This is a genomic window from Mycolicibacter sinensis (assembly GCF_001673565.1).
In the GTDB taxonomy this organism is placed as follows: Bacteria; Actinomycetota; Actinomycetes; order Mycobacteriales; family Mycobacteriaceae; genus Mycobacterium; species Mycobacterium sinense_C.
The window spans coordinates 20,434-38,996 of the sequence record NZ_LZMF01000037.1; the positions used below are offsets into that span (position 1 = coordinate 20,434).

The following is an 18,563-nucleotide window of genomic DNA, read 5'->3' on the forward strand; positions in this document are numbered from 1 at the left end:
CCCTACATCTGCCAGTCTTGGGCGCCGTCGTTCTTGGTGTAGGTGCCGACGGAGTTTTTCACCACGACCGGGTCGCCGCTGCCGAAGTTGTCGTAGAACCACTTGGCGTTGGCCGGGCTCAGGTTGATGCAACCGTGGCTGACGTTGCGCTTGCCCTGGTCGTTGACCGACCACGGGGCGCTGTGTACGAAGCCGCCGCTGTTGTCGATGCGGACCGCGTCCTGCACGGTCACCTTGTAGCCGTAGGTGGAGTTGATCGGGACCCCGTAGGTGGAGGAGTCCATCACCACCGTGGGGAATTTCTCCAGCACGTAGTAGGTGCCGTTGGGGGTCTCGTGCCCGCCGGTCGACATACCCATCGACATCGGGAAAGTCTTCTCCAGCTTGCCGTTCCGGGTGATCGTCATCTGGTGGGTCTTGTCGTCGGCGGTGGCCACCAGCGAGTCGCCGGTGCGGAAGCTCGACTTGGTGCCGGCCGCGTCGACGGTGACGGTGGTGTGGGCGGGCCAGAAGTTGAACGGGCGCCACCGCACTTGGCTGGGAGTCATCCAGTAAAACTTGCCGGGCACCGGCGGGTTCGAGGAGATGTGGATCGCCTGCTCGGCCATGGCCTTGTCGGCGATCGGCCGCTGGAAGTTGATGATGATCGGCTTGGCCACTCCCACCAGCGAGCCGTCCAGCGGGTTGAACGACGGCGGCAGGAACGGCGGGGTGCCGGTGAACGGCTCCGGGTTCTGCCCCGCCACCGGCCCGGCAGCGACCGGTACCGCACCCGGCTGTGCCGCGCCCGGCTCGCCCGGCACCGGTTGGCCCGGCACCGGCTCGCCCGGCACCGGCTCGCCCGCGGCAGCGGGAGCGGGCTCCCCCGGCGGCGGGAACGCCATCGGGTCCGCAGGCGGCGGAGGCGGCGCGAACGGGTCCGCAGGCGGCGGAGGCGGCGCGAAGGGGTCCGGCGGCGGCGGCAACTCCGCCGGCGGCGGCGCGAACGGGTCGACCGGGCCGGCGTTCACCGGCGCGGGCTCCCCCGGCTGCGGCGGCGGGTCGGCCAGCGCCACTCCGCAACCCAGCGTGAGCACCGCGGCCATTCCCGCGGTGGACAGCCAGGCGCCGATGCCCGCGAGCTTCCATCCCGACATGCGTCTACCTCCGTGGACAATCTTGGCTTCAAGTGTGGCACAAGGCGACCGCCAGCTAACTCGTACAGCGAGCCGAAAACGTCCCGAAACCCGGTTGGGCACCCCACTGACCTGTGGTTTGTACCGGCGGCACAGTGGCGAAGGTAACCGCCCCCGGCACGTCAGGGAACGACGAACAGCCGCTTGCTGACCGCGATCCCCACCGCCGCGAGGCCCACCAGCAGTGCCGATGCGCTGAGCATCGCCGACATTCCGGCCCGCTCGAACAGCAGGCCGCCCGCCAGCGATCCCCCGGTGATGCCGACCTGAAACGCCGTCACGTACAGACCCGACGCACCATCGGGATCGTCGGGTGCGGTGCGCATCGCCGCGGACTGCAACATCGGCGACACCGCCATCGCCATCGCACCCCAGAGCACGATCGCCGCCGCTCCCGCAAGTGTCGTGCCGGTCGTGTGGTGCCCGCCGATCGACAGGGTCGCCAAGACGACGAAAGCCGCCGACATCGCAGCCATGCAGCCCCCGGTGATCGCCTTGGGCCGGTGATCCAGTGGGCGGGCCAACATCGGCATCGCGACCAGGCCGGCCGCCCCGAACGCCGCCAACAGCCAGGCCAGCCGGGCCCCCGGGACGCCGACCACGTCGCCGATGATCACCGCGATGAAGGTGTAGGAGATGAAGTGGCCCATGACCGCGATCAGCATCACCGCGCTCACGCCCAACAACCGGCGATTGCGGTAGTGGTGGTGGCCGACCAGTGCCAGCTGGTCGGTGCTGAGCACCAGCGCGGGCAGCGCGAACCGCGCCGCCACGGTGATGGCCGCCGCGGCCGCGGTGATCACCACCACCGCCAGCCGCCAGCCCCACAGCAGGCTCATGGCCGAGGTCAGCGGGATACCGACCACCAGTGCCAAGCTGGTGCCCACGTAGATCGCCGTGGTCGCCCGGCCGGAGTGACTGGGCGGCACCAACCGGGTGGCGATCGGCGCCAGCACCGACCACATCAGGCCGTGGGTGACGGCGCACAGCGCCCGCCCGCCGGCCAGCACGGTGAAGTTCGGCGCCATCGCCGAGATCACCTGCGAGGCGGTCAGACAGAACAGCGTAAGCAGCAGCACCCGGCGGCGCGGCCAGTGCGCGGTCCAGCGCACCAGGGGAATCGTCGTCGCCGCTGCCACCACCGCATACCAGGCCAGCAGGGTGCCGACCAGCGCTTCGCTGACGCCCAGGCCCTCCGAGATCGCGGGCAGCGCCCCGACCGGCAGGATCTCAGCGGTGGCGTAGATGAAGGCAGCCGCGGCCAAGATGGCCAACTGGGCCGTGGTCCGGGGCGTCCACGGCCCGGTGCGGGCTTTTGCGGTATCGACAGTCATGTTGTGGGGGCAGCGTCGAGTGGTGTTGGCGCATGGCGCTCCCGGTAACTGCTGGGTCACATGGTAACGGCGCGGGGGTCAGGAACGAACCAACCGCGCAATAGCGGCGGTGGCCTCGGTGAGTTTCGCGTCGGCCTCCTCGCCGCCGGACGCGACGGCACCACGAACACAGTGCGCCAGATGCTCGTCGAGCAGGTTCAGCGCCACCGAGCGCAGCGCGCTGTTGACCGCGCTGATCTGGGTCAGGACGTCGATGCAGTACTTGTCCTCGTCGATCATCTTGGCGATGCCACGCACCTGGCCCTCGATGCGGCGCATCCGCTTGGCGTAGTTGTCCTTCTGCGGGGAGTACCCGGGTGCATCGGTGGTCATAGCGCCCCCAACTGTTGGTTCATCTGGTCTATCTCGATCTGCTGCCGCGCCGCCAGCGACTGCGCGATGCTGATCGCCTCCGGGCTCTGACCGTCTCGGATCTCGTTGTGCGCCATGGTGATCGCGCCACGATGGTGCTCGATCATCGATTGCAGCCAGAGCTTTTCGAAAGCAGGGCCGCGCAGGCTCCGCAGCCTGTCCAGAGTGGCCTGATCCACCATTCCAGGGATGTCCGCGGCCGCGTGGTCCCCGCCAGACGGCGCCTCCCACTGCAGCAGTTGCGCCTGACAGCCCTGCAGTTCGGTTTGCTGCTGCGCGGTGATCTGGTTGGCAAGCGCCCACAGCGCCGGATCGGTGCTGCGCCCGCCGACTAGCGCCGTGAGCTCCAGGGCCTGCTGGTGATGCACGACCACGTCCTCCAGGAAAGCGATATCGACAGGGCTGCCGGTGTTGGCCGCCGCCGAACTGCTCGAGACAGCGGCCTCCGGCGGGGTTTGCGGCGGGCGGTGACAGGCGCCGGCCGCGATGCTGACGGCAAGCGCGACGACGACGGTGACGGTGGATCTCATGCGCACACTTTAGCGCATACCCCCGCGGGGTATTTTATTCGTTTGGTCCGCCCACCCCCTACCGGCATACTTAGCGGGTGAATTCTGGGAGCACCGACACCTCGTCCGTCGACATCAAACCCCGCAGTCGCGACGTCACCGACGGCCTTGAGCGGACCGCCGCCCGCGGGATGCTGCGCGCGGTGGGCATGGGCGACGACGACTTCGCCAAGTCTCAGATCGGCGTGGCGTCGTCGTGGAACGAGATCACCCCCTGCAACCTGTCGCTGGACCGGTTGGCCAAGGCCGCCAAGGAGGGCGTTTTCGAAGCCGGCGGCTACCCCCTGGAGTTCGGCACCATCTCGGTGTCCGACGGCATCTCGATGGGACACGAGGGCATGCACTTCTCGCTGGTGTCGCGCGAGGTGATCGCCGACAGCGTCGAGACGGTGATGTGCGCCGAACGGCTCGACGGCTCGGTGTTGCTGGCCGGCTGCGACAAATCGCTGCCCGGGATGCTGATGGCCGCGGCGCGCCTCGACCTGGCCGCGGTGTTCCTGTATGCGGGCTCGACCATGCCCGGCTACGCCCAGCTCTCCGACGGCACCGAGCGCGAGGTGACGATCATCGACGCCTTCGAGGCGGTCGGGGCCTGTTCGCGGGGGCTGATGTCGCGCGAGGACGTCGACATCATCGAGCGGTCCATCTGTCCCGGCGAGGGCGCCTGCGGTGGCATGTACACCGCCAACACCATGGCCAGCGCGGCCGAGGCGCTCGGTATGTCGCTGCCGGGCAGCGCCTCGCCGCCCTCGGCCGATCGCCGCCGCGACGGCTACGCCCGGCGCAGCGGGGCGGCCGTGGTGGAGTTGCTGCGCCGCGGTATCACCGCCCGCGACATCCTGACCAAGGAGGCGTTCGAGAACGCGATCGCGGTGGTGATGGCGTTCGGCGGGTCCACCAACGCGGTGCTGCACCTGCTGGCGATCGCGCACGAGGCCGAGGTCGAGCTGACCCTGGCCGACTTCTCCCGGGTCGGCGCCAAGGTGCCGCATCTGGCCGACGTGAAACCGTTCGGGCAGCACGTGATGTTCGACATCGACAAGATCGGCGGGGTGCCGGTCATGTTGAAGACCCTGCTGGAGGCCGGCCTGCTGCACGGCGACTGCCTGACCGTCACCGGAAAGACGATGGCGGAGAACATCGCCGAGCTCAACCCCCCGGTCGTCGACGGCAAGGTGCTGCACGCGCTGACCAACCCCATCCACCCGACCGGGGGCATCACCATCTTGCGCGGCTCGCTGGCCCCGGAGGGGGCCGTGGTCAAGTCGGCCGGCTTCGACACCGACGTGTTCGAGGGCACCGCACGGGTTTTCGATGGCGAGCGGGCCGCACTGGATGCGCTCGAAGACGGCACGATCAGCGCCGGAGACGCGGTGGTGATCCGCTACGAAGGCCCCAAGGGCGGTCCCGGGATGCGCGAGATGCTGGCCATCACCGGCGCGATCAAGGGTGCCGGCCTCGGCAAAGACGTGCTGCTGCTGACCGACGGCCGGTTCTCCGGCGGGACCACCGGGCTGTGCGTCGGCCACATCGCGCCGGAGGCGGTCGACGGCGGGCCGGTGGCATTCCTGCGGGACGGCGACACGATCCGCCTCGACGTGGCCAACGCGACGTTGGACGTGGTGGCCGACCCGGCCGAATTCGCCGCCCGCGCCGAGGGTTTCACCGCTCCCCCGCCGCGCTACACCACCGGCGTACTGGCCAAGTACCGCAAGCTGGTGGGTTCGGCGGCCATCGGCGCGGTCTGCGGCTAACCCGTCGCCGGCGCAGCGCCGCACTAGCTGACCGGCCGACGGTCCGGCCGGTCAGCCGCCTGCCGAGGTCACGCAGCGTGCGTGGTCACGTCGTGCCGGGCGCGCCTACCGAAGTAGGCGGCGGTCAGACCCAGGGCGGTCAACACCGCGCCGGCGACCACGTTCGACCAGATCATGCCGGGCGTCGGTGACATGTCCCGCAGGACCCACGGGGAGATGATGAACCACACGCCGAACACCGGCAGGGTCCACGCCATCCCGTGCGTACGGTCCAGCGCCGAGGCCAGGCCGAACGCCAGGAACGCCACCACCGCCCCGACGACGAAGTTGTTGAACGTCAGCCGGGACGTGCCATCGAACCCGACGATCCACGGTGACAGGGCCGCATAGACCGCCGTCAACAGCGTCATCCCGAAGGTGAATTGCGCCGCCATCGACTCGGCCGCTCGGTCATACGTCGCCCGAAGAGCTAACAGATCCGGGTGGTGCTCGATTGATGAATGGACTGTACTCATTTCGCGACCTTTCTCTTACGCAGCAGGCATTTTGGTGCCGACTGCACCCATCCACCTGATGAAAGGTTACGCTCGCCGGCGACCCGCCAGCAACGCCGAATCGCCTGGTCGAACAGCGAATACCTCGGCTACTGCACCACCGCGATGGCGAAGCCGTCCCAGCTTTTGGCGCCGACCGTCTGAATCGCCGCGGCCTGCAGACCCGGGTGTTCGCCCATCAACTCCAGCACGTTCCGGCTGCCCCGCGCGGTCGGATCCGCATCCGGGTTCAGAATCGCACCTTCGCGAATCACGTTGTCCACCACAATGACCGAGCCGGGATGGCTGAGCTGCACCGCCCAGTTCAGGTAGCCGACGTTGTTCTCCTTGTCGGCGTCGATGAACACCAGGTCGAACGGCTCGCCGGTCAGGGTCGGCAGGGTCTCCAGCGCAGGGCCGACCAGGACCTCCACCCGGTCACCGACACCGGCGCGGTCCAGGTTGGCCCGGGCCACCTCGGCGTGCTTGGGCTCGTACTCCAGCGTCACCACGGCACCCCCGGGACCGGCGGCCCGTGCCAACCAGATCGTGCTGTAGCCGCCCAGCGTCCCGATCTCCAGGATGCGGGTGGCGCGCGTTGCCGCGGCCAGCAGATTCAAGAACTTGCCTTGTTGCGCCGAGACCGCGATCGGCGGGAGTCCGGCCGCATCACTGGCGGCCAGCGCGGCCTGCAACTCCGGGTCCTCGCCGGAGAAGATGCGGTCCAGCAGGGTGTCGACGTCGCGGGGCGTGGGGGTTTCAGTCACGTCCACCGAGGCTAGACCGCAATCATGATTCCCGCCCGCGGGCCTTTACCCCATACCCCTATGGGGTATATAGTCGGACGGGCCGGCACCTCGCCGGCTCGCATCACCGAAGGAGAGACACATGGCGAACTACGAAGCAGGAACCGTGCTGACCTGTGGTCACGAGGGCTGCGGCTGCCGGGTCCGGATCGAATCCGCATGCCACTGCGAGGGCGCCGGCGCGGCCTACCGCTGCACCTGCGGTGACGAACTGGTCCCCGTCAGCAGTTGAGAACGCGCGATCCGGTGACGCACCTGGAGGCCGTGCGTCACCGGACGCCTTCTTTGGCGAACACCACCCGCAGCACATGGCCCAGTTCGGGACCCATCACCATCTCGGCCAGCTCGCACAACGTCGCAACGAAATCCGGGCCGTGCGACGGCCGGATGTCGCACAGATGATGGGCGATCTCGTGGAGCACCACCAGTTCCCGCAGCGCCCACTGGGCACCGCGTTGGTCCGGCACCGCGATAACGCCTGCCTGCCCTAGCCTTTCGTAGTGCGCCGCCGTGGCGCCGCGGCGGGCGCGCACCCGCAACGCCGCGGCCTCCGGCCAGCTGCCGCGCACCGACGGCAACGCCAGGACGTCATCGACGTAGCGCTGCACCGCCGCCACCGAGCCGAAGCGGGCCTCCGGCGGAAGCGTCAACCGGGTGCCGAAGAAATCGATGTCGCCCGAGCCGCGCTCGGCGGCGCGATCGAACAGAGTTCGCACGAAGACCTCGGCGGCGTAGACCTTGGCGCGCTGGGTGTCGCGCTCGGAACGCTCGCTCACCGCTCCAGCGCGGAGCGCGCCACCGACAGCTCGGTGTCATCGCCCAGCCGTGCTCGCCGGCCGGCCCGATCCCCGGCCCGTCGTGCTGCCGAGGAATAGCCCGCCGAGGCCCGGGTCGCCCGCCAGGTGCCGCGTGCCTGCGAGGCGCTGCGGTAATAGTCGTGCAGCTCGATCTCCTTGTTGCGCAACGCGATCGCGGTGCCGGTCGGACGGCGATGGTCCTCCTCGGCCTCCTTGCGGGTCTCGTCGCGGGCCTCGGCCAGCCGCTGGCCGACCCGGGCGCCGAACGCGAGGTGGAAGTTCAGCCGGGCGGTGATGGTCGGGGTGGGCCGGTGTGCGCCGCTGGCGATGTAGACGTCGGAGGCCCGCACCATCTGTACGACCAGGCTGGCATAGAGCGCATGCGTGGCGTCGATGTCCTCGGCGAAGCCGTAGGCGTAGACGAACGTGGAGTTCGACGCCACGTCGCAGCGCACGTCGTTGGCCGCGGCGATGCCGACGAACAAGTGCACGTAGGTGCGCAAGCCCTTGGCGCCCGGCGACCCGATGGTGATGGTGCGCTGCACCGGGGCCGTCGCCGCGGTCCGGGTGGCCGAGTGCGCGCGGGCCACCGCCAGGTCGATGGAGGTCGCGGTGGCCAGCCGCTGCGCCGCCGCCATGAACGCGTCGGCTTCATGCGCGTTGTCGGTGCCTTCGGCCTGGCGCAGCAGTGCGGCGATGCGCGCCAACATCTTGTCGTCGGTGCTCATGGTCGGCAACGCTAACCGACGCCGGCGACACCGCGCCGACGGCGATTCACAGGTGCGCGTCGATCCAGCCCACCACGTCGTCGAGTACCTGCGCGCGCTCGGGCTCGTTGAACACCTCGTGGTACAGGACCGGGTACACCGTCCGCCGCACATCAGCGGACCCGACACTCTCCGCCAGCCGCCCGCTGCCCTCGGCGGGCACCAGACCGTCCTGCTCGCCGTGCACCACCAGCAGCGGCGCCGTGAGTGCCGCCGCCCGGGACGGCATGGTCTCGCCGACCTTGATCAGCGCCCGCGCCACACCGGCCGGTACCCGACCGTGGTGCACCAGAGGATCCTCGTTATACGCCGCCACCACCGCCGGATCGCGGGAGACCAGGCTGCTGTCGAGCTTCTCGACCGGCAGGCCGGGAGCGAGCACACCGAGCGCTTTGGCGACGAACGCCAGCAACGGCGAGACCGTGCCGGCCATGTCCACCGCAGGCCCGGACAACACCATCAACTGGTAGTCGTCGGGGCGGTCGACGCCGTAGCTGAACACGATCGCCCCGCCCATGGAATGCCCGAGCACGACGCGCGGTGCCCCGGGGTGCTCCCGGGCGGCGATGCCCGCCAGCGTGTGGAAGTCGCCGGTGTATTCCGAGATGTCCCGGCACAGCACCCGCTTGCCCCCGGATCGGCCGTGCCCGCGATGATCCAGCGCGTAGGTCACCAGTCCCGCTTCGCCGAACCGCGCCGCGACGTGGTCGTAGCGACGGGCATGCTCACCGAAGCCGTGCGAGAGCACCACCACGGCACGGGGGGCCGTTTCCGGCGTCCAGGTGTCGTAGACGATTCGCACCCCGCGCACGCCGTCGAAGGTTCGCTCGGTGTGGGTGACAGAGCGAGGAGATGCCATCCGAGCAGCGTAGCGACTTCGGCCTGGGGCCGGCCGCCGGCCGCTAGTTTGCTCAGCGCCCCGGTGCGGCGGCGGGTTCGCCGTAATACTCGCTGGTGGCCTTGGTGAGCGCCCCGACCAGCGCCCCGACCAGCTGTTCGCGGTGGTCGGAGGCGTACTGCAGGCTGGCCTCGCGGCCGCGGTTGCGGTTCTTGAAGTGCGGGACCACCTCGGAGGCGAACAGCTCGTAGCTGCGTTTGGTGTCCTCCCAGTTGGCCATGTCCACGTGCAGGATCAGCAGCGTGCCGAATCCGCCGGTCTTGTCGATCAACCGCTCGATCTGGGCGATCGCGTCCTCCGGGGTACCGATGACGGCCTGGCCGAACTCGCCGATGGTGTCGGTGCGCCATTGCTCGACGATGCCGTGCGGGGTCTGCGCCCAGTCCGGGTTCGCCCCGATCTGCCGGTTGACATAGGCGGCGATCGCATCGATCCGGCGGCTGACCGCCCGTTCGGCGTCGGCGCGGGTTTCGGCGAGGAAGATCGGGTTGACCAGCCGCCAGCGGGACCGGTCGGCGATGTGGCCGTGTTCGGCGGCGACCTTCTCGTAAACGCCCCAGTTGCGGTCCAGGGTGTCGAACCCGGCCGGTGAGCTGGCGGCCAGCGACATCAGCGACAGGCCGTGGCTGCCGGCCAGCACCGAACCGTTGGGCGAGATCGTCGACGCGGCCACCACCTCGATGCCGGCCGGGTCATAGGTGGGCAGCTGCGCCCGGGCGTCGCGCAGGGTGAACCAGTCGGTGGTCATGTTGACGACTTCGCCGCGCAGCAACGGCAGGATCGCCTCCAGCGCCTCACCCTGGCGGCGGCGCTGATCGGCCGGGTCGATGCCCATCATCAGCGCGTCCAGCGGGATCTTGCCCGGTCCGGTGCCGAAGATGAGCCGGCCGCGGGTGAGCAGATCGAGCTGGGTGATCCGGTCGGCGGTGATCAGCGGGTGGTGATAGGGCAGCGAGACCACGCCGGTGCCGAATCGGATGCGGCTGGTGCGTTCGGCCGCGGCGGCGATGAACTGATCCGGGGCGGGCACGATCTCGGCGCCGGTGGAGTGGTGCTCGCCCATCCAGGCCTCGTCGAAGCCGAGATGGTCGAGGTGCTCCATGAGATCGATGTCGCGGCGCAGCTGCAGCGCCGGATCGGCGTTCAGCGGGTGATAGGGCGCGAGGAAGGCACCGAACTTCAGGGATTCCGGGGTCCACATCAGCGTCGTCTCCTTCGGTCGCGCGGCACTGCACCGGAGCATAGGTGGATCAGGTGATTGGATCAAGTGATCCAGAAATATGCCGCGCGGGACTCAGCGTCCCAGCAGGTTGGCCACCCCGCCGCTGACATAACCGACCAGGTCGTCGTAGAAGGCGGCCAGCTCCGGCGGCGACAGCCGGGGGCCGTTGCGGCTCCACTCATCGGCACGGCTGAGCGCCTGCAGGAAGCCCATGATCGAGATCGCCCACCGCAGTTCGATCCGGGCGGGATCCGCATCCGGAAAGGCTCGCCGGACCTGGACCATCACCGCATCGCTGACGTGCTGATCCACCGCCCGCATCGCCGGATGCCCCTGCTGGGAGATCTGCGCGATGATCTTGACCCAACGCATGCCGCGGGTCCGGTGCCGGGTCAGCAACTGCAGGTACGGATCGGTGACGGCGCGCACCAGCGACTCCGCATTCGGCGGCTCGGGCGCGGCGGCCAGCGCGTCGACGCCTGCCTGGATCTGGTCGCGCACCGCGCCGCCCAGGTCGACCAGCACCGCGGCCAGCAGCTCGTCCTTGGAGCCGAAGTGGTAGTGCACCGAGGCCGCGCCGAGCCCGGCGGCCGCGTTGACCGCCCGGACCGACACCGCCTCGACACCGTGCGCGGCGAACAGCTTCTCCGCCGCTCTCACCAACCGCGCCCGCGTCGCGTCGCCCTGCCGATTGACCGCCATGACTGCCGAGTGTGCACTGCCGGGACGGCTATGCCACGCTTGCGCGCGAATAGACGTGTTCGATCGGAGTACCCGGCGGAGGAACCCAGTGGGCAGAGTCGAGGGCAAGGTTGCGCTGATCAGCGGCGGCGCGCGGGGCATGGGTGCCGCGCATGCACGCGCATTGGCCGCCGAGGGCGCGAAGGTCGTGATCGGCGACATCCTCGACGCCGACGGCGCCAAGCTCGCCGACGAGCTGGGGTCCGACACCGCCCGGTTCGTCCGCCTCGACGTCACCCAGAGCCAGGATTGGCAGACCGCGGTGCAGTGCGCCGTCGAGGAGTTCGGCAGCCTCAACGTGGTGGTGAACAACGCCGGGATCGCCAAATACAACACCCTGGAGAACTTCGACGTCGCCGCCTGGCAGCAGGTGCTCGACGTGAACCTGACCGGCACCATGCTGGGCATGCACGCCGCCGTCGCACCGATGAAGTCGGCCGGCGGCGGCTCCATCATCAACATCTCCTCGGTGGAGGGCATCCGGGGCACCGCCGGCCTGCACGGCTACGTCGCCTCGAAATGGGCGGTGCGCGGCCTGGCCAAGGCCGCCGCCGTAGAGCTGGCTCCGCACAACATCCGGATCAATAGCGTTTTGCCCGGCCTGATCCGCACCCGGATGACGATCGCCATCCCCGACGACTCCCTGCAGATCCCGCTGGGCCGCGGTGCCAAGTCCGCCGAGGTGTCGACCGCGGTGGTCTTCTTGGCCTCCGACGAGTCCTCCTACATGACGGGGGCGGACCTGGTCATCGACGGCGGGCTGTCGGTGGGCATCCCACACAAGGGGTGATAAGAGCTGTTTTAGCAGCTCACCCGGGGTGCTGGGCACCGGAGTTGTAACACGTTCCGGCCAAGTGGCTAAGATCGCCCGCATGAAGACCAAGGGCGCATTGTTGTGGGAGCTGAACTCGCCGTGGCGGGTCGACGAGATCGAGCTGGGCGACCCGGTCGACGGCGAGGTCCAGGTCCGGATGCACGCCGCGGGCATGTGCCACTCCGATTACCACCTGACCACCGGCGCCACCCCGATGGCGCTGCCGGCCCTCGGCGGCCACGAGGGCGCCGGGGTCATCACCAAGGTCGGCAAGGGCGTGACCGGCCTGGAAGAAGGCGACCACGTGGTGATGGCCTTCATCCCGGCCTGCGGCTCCTGCCCGCCGTGCATGAAGGGCTTCCGTTCGCTGTGTGACCGCGGGGCGGTGCTGCTGGGCGGCAAGGCCATCGCCGACGGCACCAACCGGATCCACGCCGGTTCGCACGAGGTCTCGGCGATGAACCTGCTCGGCACCTTCTCGCCATATGTGACCGTGCACCAGGACTCGGTCGTCAAAATCGACAAAGACGTGCCGTTCGAGACCGCGGCGATCATGGGTTGCGCGGTGCCGACCGGGTTCGGCTCGGCCACCAACGTCGCCGAGGTCAAGCCCGGCGAGACCGTGATCATCATCGGTGTCGGCGGGATCGGCATGAGCGCCCTGCAGGGCGCGGTGCTGTCCGGGGCACGGCGCGTCATCGCGATCGACCCGGTGGCGTTCAAGCGCGACGCGGCCGTCAAGTTCGGGGCCACCCACGTCTACCCGTCGATGGCCGAGGCGATCATGCCGGTCATGGAGGAGACCTGGGGCCTGATGGCCGACAAGGTGATCATCGCCGTCGGCGACATGAAGGGCGAGTACATCGAAGAGGCGCTGACCCTGACCGCCAAGACCGGCACCTGCGTGGTCACCGGTATGGGCTCGATGGTCGATGCCGACGTCAAGCTGAATCTGTTCCTGTTCACCATGCTGCAGAAGACGTTGAAGGGCAACATCTTCGGCGGCGGCAGCTCACACATCGAGACGCCGCGGCTGGTGGGCCTGTACAAGTCCGGGCTGCTCAAGGTCGACGAGATGATCACCACGACCTACAAGCTCGAGAACATCAACGACGGCTACGCCGACATGGTCGACGGCAAGAACATCCGCGGCGTCATCACCTTCGACGAATCCGACTGGTAAATCTAGAGGATCGGCCGTCCTCCGGTGACGGCCAGCCGCGCCCCGGAGATGTAGCTGGCATCGTCGGAAGCGAGCAGCACATAGCTGGACGCGAGTTCGGCCGGTTGGCCGGCGCGGCCCAACGGCACGTTGTCACCGAACGACGCGACCGCATCCGGCGGCAGCGTCGAGGGAATCAGCGGCGTCCAGATCGGGCCCGGCGCCACGCTGTTCACCCGGATTCCCTTATCTCCGAGCAGCTGCGCAAGGCTTGCCGAGAAGTTCGCGATCGCCGCTTTGGTCGCCGCATACGGCGCCAGGGTGGGATTGGGGGCGTCGGAGTTGACCGAGGAACTGCCGATGATCGACGCGCCGGGGCCCATGTGCGGCAGTGCGGCCTTGACCAGATAGAAGTACGCGCCGATGTTGAGCTTGAAGGTGTAGTCCCATTCTTCGTCGCTGATCTCGTCGAGGCTGGGATGACTCATCTGGTAGGCAGCGTTGTTGACCAGCACGTCGATTCCGCCGAACTCTCCGACGGCGCGGTCGATGACCTCTCGGCAGTGTTTCGGGTCGGACAGGTCGCCGCGGACCAGCACGCACTTCCGGCCGGCCTCCTCGACGTAGCGGGCGGTGTCGCGGGCGTCTTCGTCCTCGTCGAGGTAAGCGATGAGCACGTCGGCGCCCTCGCGCGCGAACGCGATCGCCACGGCGCGGCCGATACCGCTGTCACCGCCGGTGACGACCGCACGTTTACCGGCCAGCCTGCCCGCGCCCTGATAGCTGGTTTCACCGCAGTCGGGCACCGGCTGCATCTGGCTCTGAACCCCGGGCGGGGACTGCTGCTGTTCGGGAAAACCCATCGGCGGCCCGTTCTGCTCAGGATCCCGGCGGCGGGCCGGCCAGCGGGATGTCCGGATCGTCATCGGCCGGGGGCTCCGGATCACGCCACTCCTCGACCCGGCTGGATCGGTTGCCCTGCAAGGTGCCACGCAGCTCGGCCTTGAGCTGGTCGTCTTCTCGAGGGCTGTGTTTTGCGCTTGCACGTTCCATCGCGGATCACCTACCTGCTTGTCGAACGGAATGCCGCCTGCAGCGCGTACCCGAAGAGCCGGGCAGGTAATCATCTCGCCGCGCTAGCCTGGCGGTCATGACCGGCTTGCGCGACGTCCGTCGGGCCGCCGACCGGGCGGTCACCCGCGCACCGTGGCTGACGTCGCGGCATTCGTTCTCGTTCAACGACTACTACGACCCGGACAACACCCACCACGGACTGCTGCTGGTCAACAACGAAGACGTGGTGGCGCCGGCGTCCGGCTTTGACACGCACCCGCATCGCGACGCCGAGATCGTCACCTGGGTGCTGTCCGGTGAGTTGACCCACCGCGATTCGATCGGCAACTCCGGGGTGATCCGCCCCGGCCTGGCCCAGCGGATGTCGGCCGGCACCGGCATCGCGCATTCCGAACGCAACGAGTCGGCCAGTGAGCCGGTGCATTTCGTCCAGATGTGGGTCATGCCCGACACGCCCGGCCGCACCCCGGGTTATCAACAGCAGGAGATCGGCGACGCGCTGACCGGAGGTGGGCTGGTCACCGTCGCCTCCGGCAGCGACCCGCACGCCGCGATCACCATCGGCAACGCCGGCGCCACGCTGTACGCCGCCCGGCTGCAACCCGGTGCCAGCGTTGAACTGCCCGACGCCCCCTACGCGCACCTGTTCGTTGCCCGCGGCCGGGTCGAGCTGGAGGGCACCGGCGCCCTGCACACCGGTGACGCGGTCCGCTTCACCGGCGGCGGCGGCCCACGGGTGCGCGCCGAAGCGCCGGCGGAGATCCTGATCTGGGCGATGCGCGGCCGTCTCGGCGGCTGATCACGCCGATAACCGATCCGGCACCGACGGAGCACAGTCCGATCACGGGACGCTGCTCCGGCGGTTTCTGTGGCTAACCTGGGAAATTGGTGTCTGCCGGTCCGGAGCCGAAGGGGCAAAACGTGTCGACTCCAATGGCTTTCGCGCGCCGCCTGGCGGCCGGCTGCAGCGCGGTGCTGCTGTTCGCCACCCTGGCGTTCGGCCCGGGCCTGCCGACCGCGCGCGCCGCCGCCCAAGACCAGTTGGCCGCCGCGATCGCCCGCACGCCGGGCTCCTACGTGGTCTACAACTTCGGCGGCGGGCATCCCGCACCGATGCTCAACGCCGCCGGCGACTGGTATGAGATGTCCGGCGGCGGGCACCTGGTCGTGCTCAAGGCGGCCTCGCAGCGCATCGAGCCGCACCTGCTGGTCGACAGTCACAGCGGTGTCCAGAGCCGCTGCGAACGCGATCCGCGGGCCCGCACCAGCGAGGGGCTGCTGCAGGCCTCCGAGCTGTACACCCCGCTGCAGGCCTGGCAGGCGCTGGGCCGGCCGATGGTGGCGATCAACGCCAACTTCTTCGACATCCGCGGCCAGCGCGGCGGATCCTGGCGGACCACCAAGTGCAGTTCCCCGCTGGGCGCCTACGTGGACAACACCCGCGGCAAGGGCCGGGCCAACGTCGCCGTCACCGGCACCATTCCTTATGCCGGCAAGCAGGGACTGTCCGGCGGCAACGAGCACTGGTCGACGCTGACCACGATGATCCTGCCGACCCGCGGTGCGCCGTATGTGTTGTGGCCGCGCGGCGGCCGCGACGGCGGGGACTATGACGCGGCCGGGCCGACCATCACCGCCCTGGTGGAACGCGGGGACCGGTTCGTCGCGGTAAGCGGGCTGGGGCTGCTGGCGCCCGGCGTCACCGGGCAACTCAACGACGGCGGGCCCAGCGCGGCACGCACCGCGCTGGGCTATTCGCGCGCCAAGGACGAGATGTACATCTTCCAGGGCGGCCACTACACCCCGGACAACATGCAGGACCTGTTCCGCGGCCTGGGCAGCGATCACGCTGTCCTGCTCGACGGCGGTTCGTCGTCGGCGGTCGTGCTGCGCCGCGACGCCGGCGGCATGTGGACCGGCGCCGGTGTACCGCGCGGGTCGTGCGACACCGCCCAGGTGCTGTGCGACGCCCATGAACGCGCGCTGCCCAGCTGGTTGGCGTTCAACTAAAGCGGGCTGCTCAGGGCATGTCGACCTTGGCGGCCAGCCAGCGGCCGTTCACCTTCTCCATGGTCATCACGATGCGGCTGCGGTCGATCCGCGCCTGCGGAGAAGCCTTGTTGCTCACCGACTGATCGACGAACAGCAGCACCTCGACCTGGTTCTTGGCCGCGGACTTGACCGCCGCCTCGATGACGGTGCCGTGCGCGGCGGCCTTGTTGTCGATCAGCAGTTGGCGCAGCTGCTCGCTGGACGCGGCGTACATGTCCTTGAACTCGCCGGTGGCCCCGTCGAGCACCTCGGCGAAGTTCTTGTCGATCGCCGCCGGGTCCACCCCGGTCAACACGGTGGTGTACTTCTGGGCGGCGTCGAGCGCCTGCGCGGCGGCCACCTCGCGCTCGTGGTGGGCGAACAACACCCAGCCTTCGTAGGCCGCGCCGACCACGCCCAGCGCCAACAGCGCCACGGCGATCCATCGCCGCCTCGTGCTGCTCGGGCCGGCATCGGCGTCGACGGGTGCCGTTTCACCGGTTGCCGTTTCGTCGGTTGCCGTTTCGTCGGTTGCCGTTTCGATGACAGCCTCGTCTTCGGCCTCGACTTCGACTTCGACGTGATCGTCGGCCGAATCCGTCTCCTCCGACACGTGACCGAACCTACCCGCAGCGGCGGGAGCTCAGGTGCAGGCCCCGGAATTCCGCAACGCACTGCCCCACCCGGCGGCGGAATCGATATGGGGACGGGCGAAGCCCGCCGGTTGCTTCTTGCGCATGCTGTCGGCGATGCGGGACAACTGGAACAGCACCCCGGTCAGCTGCTCGCCGCCGTAGATCGGCGAATAGGGCCCGTAGTTGTCGGGGGTGTTGCGGATCGTCAGCGGCTGCAGCCGCGGCCCCAGAAAACCCGTCGACCGGTCGATGTTGGCCAGCACCGCATCGGCCTGCGACTGCACGCCGGGGTAGACGTCGTGGCGCTCGGCCAGGATGCGGTTGAAGTCGTTGATCTGGCCCATCAGCGGGTCGAACTGCGCGGTGAACCACTGGCAGGAGTCCGACATGCCGCTGATCATCTCCGGCGTGACCTGATAGGTGAACGTGTTGTACGGCCAGAAGTCCATATGCGGTGACCAGTCGGTGGGCGTCGGCACGAACACCGGGAGGGCCGGCGGCTGGTTGGGATCAGCGACGGCGGGGCGCGGCACCGGCAGAACCCCGGTCGCCGCCGCGCAGGCAACCGCACCGGCGGCGGCCCGCGCCCACCATCTCCGCATCGGCAGTCTCCCCGCGCTCGGTTTCGTCCGCGTCGAGTATTGCCACCGCGGCCGCCCACAGGACACTGAATCCGCGAAATCGGTGCTACCGGTGAGTAACCCGGCCATAAGCCGAGTCATGTTGCTCGAAGCGCTGCTGCCGGGGCACGGTCTCCGACATCATGGCCGGATGAAACGCCGCACCGACGTCCGATGAGTTCTGTGCGGACCGCCGCGCCGCACATCCCACCGGTTCCTTCACCCGTCGGTGCCGGAATCGCCGAACCCTACCTTGGAGTAAGAACGGTGGCTACCATGTCCGCCATGGATCATCGGCCCAGCGCGGAATCGCCGACCGTCGGTGGTCGCAAGTGCACGGTCGGCGACCGATGACCACCCAAGGTCAACGTGAATCCGGCGATACGGCGCCCCTCGACGGGGTGGCCGCCATTGAGGACTGGACCGTCGGCTACGTCAACCGCCACCCGCTGGCATCACTGACCACCGTCGGGGAGCAGTGCGTGCTGGCCGTGCGCACCGTGCAGTACTTCTTCACCGATCTGTTCAGCGGCCGGTTCCAGTGGGGCGAGTTCGTCCGGCAGAGCGCGTTCATGGCCAACACCGCGGTGCTGCCGACGGTGCTGGTGGCGCTGCCCATCGGGGTGACCCTGTCCATCCAGTTCGCCCTGCTGGCCAACCAGGTGGGGGCGACGTCACTGGCCGGCGCGGCTGCCGGGCTGGCCGTTATCCGCCAAGCCGCGTCCCTGGTGGCGGCGATGTTGATGGCCGCCGCGGTCGGCTCGGCGATCACCGCCGACCTGGGCTCGCGCACCATGCGCGAGGAGACCGACGCCATGGAGGTGATGGGCGTCTCGGTGATCCGCCGCCTGGTCGTGCCGCGCTTCGCCGCAGCCATCATGATCGGCGTCGCCTTGACCGGGATCACCTGCTTCGTCGGATTCCTGGCCAGCTATCTGTTCAACGTCTACTTCCAGAAGGGCGCGCCCGGCAGCTTCGTGGCGACGTTCTCCTCGTTCGCCACGACCGGCGACATGATCGTCGCGCTGATCAAGGCGGTGGTCTACGGCGCGATCGTCGCGGTGGTGTCCTGCCAAAAGGGGCTGTCCACCCGGGGCGGGCCGGCCGGCGTCGCCAACTCGGTGAACGCGTCGGTGGTCGAGTCGATCCTGGTGCTGATGATCGTCAACGTCGGCATCAGCGAGCTCTACAACGTGCTGTATCCCCGGACGGGTCTGTAG

General features: G+C 68.9%; 22 protein-coding genes. 7 read left to right on the forward strand and 15 right to left on the reverse strand.

Going from position 1 to position 18,563, the window contains the following annotated elements; genetic code table 11:
- Positions 1-2 precede the first annotated feature (2 nt).
- From A5648_RS06110 to A5648_RS06125, 4 genes are all read right to left on the reverse strand, one after another.
- On the reverse strand, positions 3-1,136 hold the full coding sequence (locus A5648_RS06110) for a L,D-transpeptidase (protein WP_065023684.1): 1,134 nt from the start codon (positions 1,134-1,136) through the stop codon (positions 3-5).
- A 161-nt stretch (positions 1,137-1,297) separates the two neighbouring features.
- Positions 1,298-2,509 carry an MFS transporter gene (locus tag A5648_RS06115; protein ID WP_065023685.1) on the reverse strand — a complete coding sequence of 404 codons (1,212 nt, stop codon included), beginning with the start codon at positions 2,507-2,509 and terminating at the stop codon, positions 1,298-1,300.
- A gap of 78 nt (positions 2,510-2,587) precedes the next feature.
- The gene (locus A5648_RS06120) at positions 2,588-2,881 is read right to left on the reverse strand and encodes a metal-sensitive transcriptional regulator (RefSeq protein WP_065023686.1); all 294 of its coding nucleotides are present in this window, start codon (positions 2,879-2,881) and stop codon (positions 2,588-2,590) included.
- Positions 2,878-3,450 (reverse strand): DUF305 domain-containing protein, encoded by a 573-nt coding sequence (locus A5648_RS06125; RefSeq protein WP_065023825.1) that lies wholly within the window; start codon positions 3,448-3,450, stop codon positions 2,878-2,880. Before A5648_RS06125 ends, A5648_RS06120 begins: the two co-directional genes overlap by 4 nt.
- 77 nt (positions 3,451-3,527) lie before the next feature.
- On the opposite strand from A5648_RS06125, the gene ilvD reads away from it, so the two are divergent.
- The gene (gene ilvD / locus A5648_RS06130) at positions 3,528-5,243 is read left to right on the forward strand and encodes a dihydroxy-acid dehydratase (RefSeq protein ID WP_065023687.1); all 1,716 of its coding nucleotides are present in this window, start codon (positions 3,528-3,530) and stop codon (positions 5,241-5,243) included.
- A 68-nt stretch (positions 5,244-5,311) separates the two neighbouring features.
- On the opposite strand, the gene A5648_RS06135 is transcribed toward ilvD, so the two are convergent.
- Together A5648_RS06135 and A5648_RS06140 are read right to left on the reverse strand one after the other, a co-directional pair.
- Positions 5,312-5,758 (reverse strand): SPW repeat protein, encoded by a 447-nt coding sequence (locus A5648_RS06135; RefSeq protein WP_065023688.1) that lies wholly within the window; start codon positions 5,756-5,758, stop codon positions 5,312-5,314.
- A 128-nt stretch (positions 5,759-5,886) separates the two neighbouring features.
- Positions 5,887-6,543, reverse strand: a complete 657-nt coding sequence (locus A5648_RS06140) for an O-methyltransferase (RefSeq protein ID WP_065023826.1) — start codon at positions 6,541-6,543, stop codon at positions 5,887-5,889.
- Positions 6,544-6,664: 121 nt separating this feature from the next.
- On the opposite strand from A5648_RS06140, the gene mymT reads away from it, so the two are divergent.
- Positions 6,665-6,814 (forward strand): metallothionein MymT, encoded by a 150-nt coding sequence (mymT, locus tag A5648_RS06145; protein ID WP_064856982.1) that lies wholly within the window; start codon positions 6,665-6,667, stop codon positions 6,812-6,814.
- Positions 6,815-6,851: 37 nt separating this feature from the next.
- On the opposite strand, the gene A5648_RS06150 is transcribed toward mymT, so the two are convergent.
- From A5648_RS06150 to A5648_RS06170, 5 genes are all read right to left on the reverse strand, one after another.
- On the reverse strand, positions 6,852-7,358 hold the full coding sequence (locus A5648_RS06150) for a TIGR04338 family metallohydrolase (protein WP_065023689.1): 507 nt from the start codon (positions 7,356-7,358) through the stop codon (positions 6,852-6,854).
- Positions 7,355-8,107 carry a DUF2786 domain-containing protein gene (locus A5648_RS06155; protein WP_065023690.1) on the reverse strand — a complete coding sequence of 251 codons (753 nt, stop codon included), beginning with the start codon at positions 8,105-8,107 and terminating at the stop codon, positions 7,355-7,357. The genes A5648_RS06150 and A5648_RS06155 overlap by 4 nt, the downstream gene beginning before the upstream one ends.
- A 46-nt stretch (positions 8,108-8,153) precedes the next feature.
- Complete coding sequence (locus A5648_RS06160) at positions 8,154-9,005, reverse strand: alpha/beta hydrolase (RefSeq protein ID WP_065023691.1); 852 nt, start codon at positions 9,003-9,005, stop codon at positions 8,154-8,156.
- 52 nt (positions 9,006-9,057) lie between these two features.
- Entirely contained in the window at positions 9,058-10,245 is a 1,188-nt protein-coding gene (locus A5648_RS06165; RefSeq protein WP_065023692.1) for an LLM class flavin-dependent oxidoreductase, read from the reverse strand.
- 93 nt (positions 10,246-10,338) lie between these two features.
- Positions 10,339-10,968: a TetR/AcrR family transcriptional regulator gene (locus A5648_RS06170; protein WP_065023693.1), complete on the reverse strand. Its 630-nt coding sequence runs from the start codon at positions 10,966-10,968 to the stop codon at positions 10,339-10,341.
- A gap of 88 nt (positions 10,969-11,056) precedes the next feature.
- Here A5648_RS06170 and A5648_RS06175 point away from each other — a divergent pair, with 88 nt between their 5' ends.
- Both A5648_RS06175 and A5648_RS06180 read left to right on the forward strand, forming a co-directional pair.
- The gene (locus tag A5648_RS06175) at positions 11,057-11,797 is read left to right on the forward strand and encodes a glucose 1-dehydrogenase (RefSeq protein WP_065023694.1); all 741 of its coding nucleotides are present in this window, start codon (positions 11,057-11,059) and stop codon (positions 11,795-11,797) included.
- A gap of 82 nt (positions 11,798-11,879) precedes the next feature.
- Positions 11,880-13,004, forward strand: a complete 1,125-nt coding sequence (locus A5648_RS06180) for an NDMA-dependent alcohol dehydrogenase (RefSeq protein ID WP_065023695.1) — start codon at positions 11,880-11,882, stop codon at positions 13,002-13,004.
- A gap of 2 nt (positions 13,005-13,006) precedes the next feature.
- On the opposite strand, the gene A5648_RS06185 is transcribed toward A5648_RS06180, so the two are convergent.
- Together A5648_RS06185 and A5648_RS23940 are read right to left on the reverse strand one after the other, a co-directional pair.
- Positions 13,007-13,846 carry an SDR family oxidoreductase gene (locus A5648_RS06185; protein WP_065023696.1) on the reverse strand — a complete coding sequence of 280 codons (840 nt, stop codon included), beginning with the start codon at positions 13,844-13,846 and terminating at the stop codon, positions 13,007-13,009.
- A 16-nt stretch (positions 13,847-13,862) separates the two neighbouring features.
- Positions 13,863-14,036 (reverse strand): hypothetical protein, encoded by a 174-nt coding sequence (locus tag A5648_RS23940; RefSeq protein ID WP_165607301.1) that lies wholly within the window; start codon positions 14,034-14,036, stop codon positions 13,863-13,865.
- Positions 14,037-14,133: 97 nt separating this feature from the next.
- Between A5648_RS23940 and A5648_RS06190 the strand changes: the two genes are divergently transcribed.
- Together A5648_RS06190 and A5648_RS06195 are read left to right on the forward strand one after the other, a co-directional pair.
- Positions 14,134-14,856, forward strand: coding sequence for a pirin family protein (locus A5648_RS06190; RefSeq protein ID WP_065023697.1), 723 nt, complete (start codon positions 14,134-14,136; stop codon positions 14,854-14,856).
- Positions 14,857-14,990: 134 nt separating this feature from the next.
- Entirely contained in the window at positions 14,991-16,067 is a 1,077-nt protein-coding gene (locus A5648_RS06195; protein ID WP_065023698.1) for a phosphodiester glycosidase family protein, read from the forward strand.
- 10 nt (positions 16,068-16,077) lie between these two features.
- Here the strand turns inward: A5648_RS06195 and A5648_RS06200 are convergent, their stop codons facing one another.
- Both A5648_RS06200 and A5648_RS06205 read right to left on the reverse strand, forming a co-directional pair.
- Entirely contained in the window at positions 16,078-16,701 is a 624-nt protein-coding gene (locus A5648_RS06200) for an Mce protein (RefSeq protein WP_065023699.1), read from the reverse strand.
- A 30-nt stretch (positions 16,702-16,731) separates the two neighbouring features.
- Positions 16,732-17,325 (reverse strand): hypothetical protein, encoded by a 594-nt coding sequence (locus A5648_RS06205; RefSeq protein ID WP_065023700.1) that lies wholly within the window; start codon positions 17,323-17,325, stop codon positions 16,732-16,734.
- Between the two features lie 368 nt (positions 17,326-17,693).
- On the opposite strand from A5648_RS06205, the gene A5648_RS06210 reads away from it, so the two are divergent.
- The gene (locus A5648_RS06210; RefSeq protein ID WP_065023701.1) at positions 17,694-18,563 is read left to right on the forward strand and encodes an MlaE family ABC transporter permease; all 870 of its coding nucleotides are present in this window, start codon (positions 17,694-17,696) and stop codon (positions 18,561-18,563) included.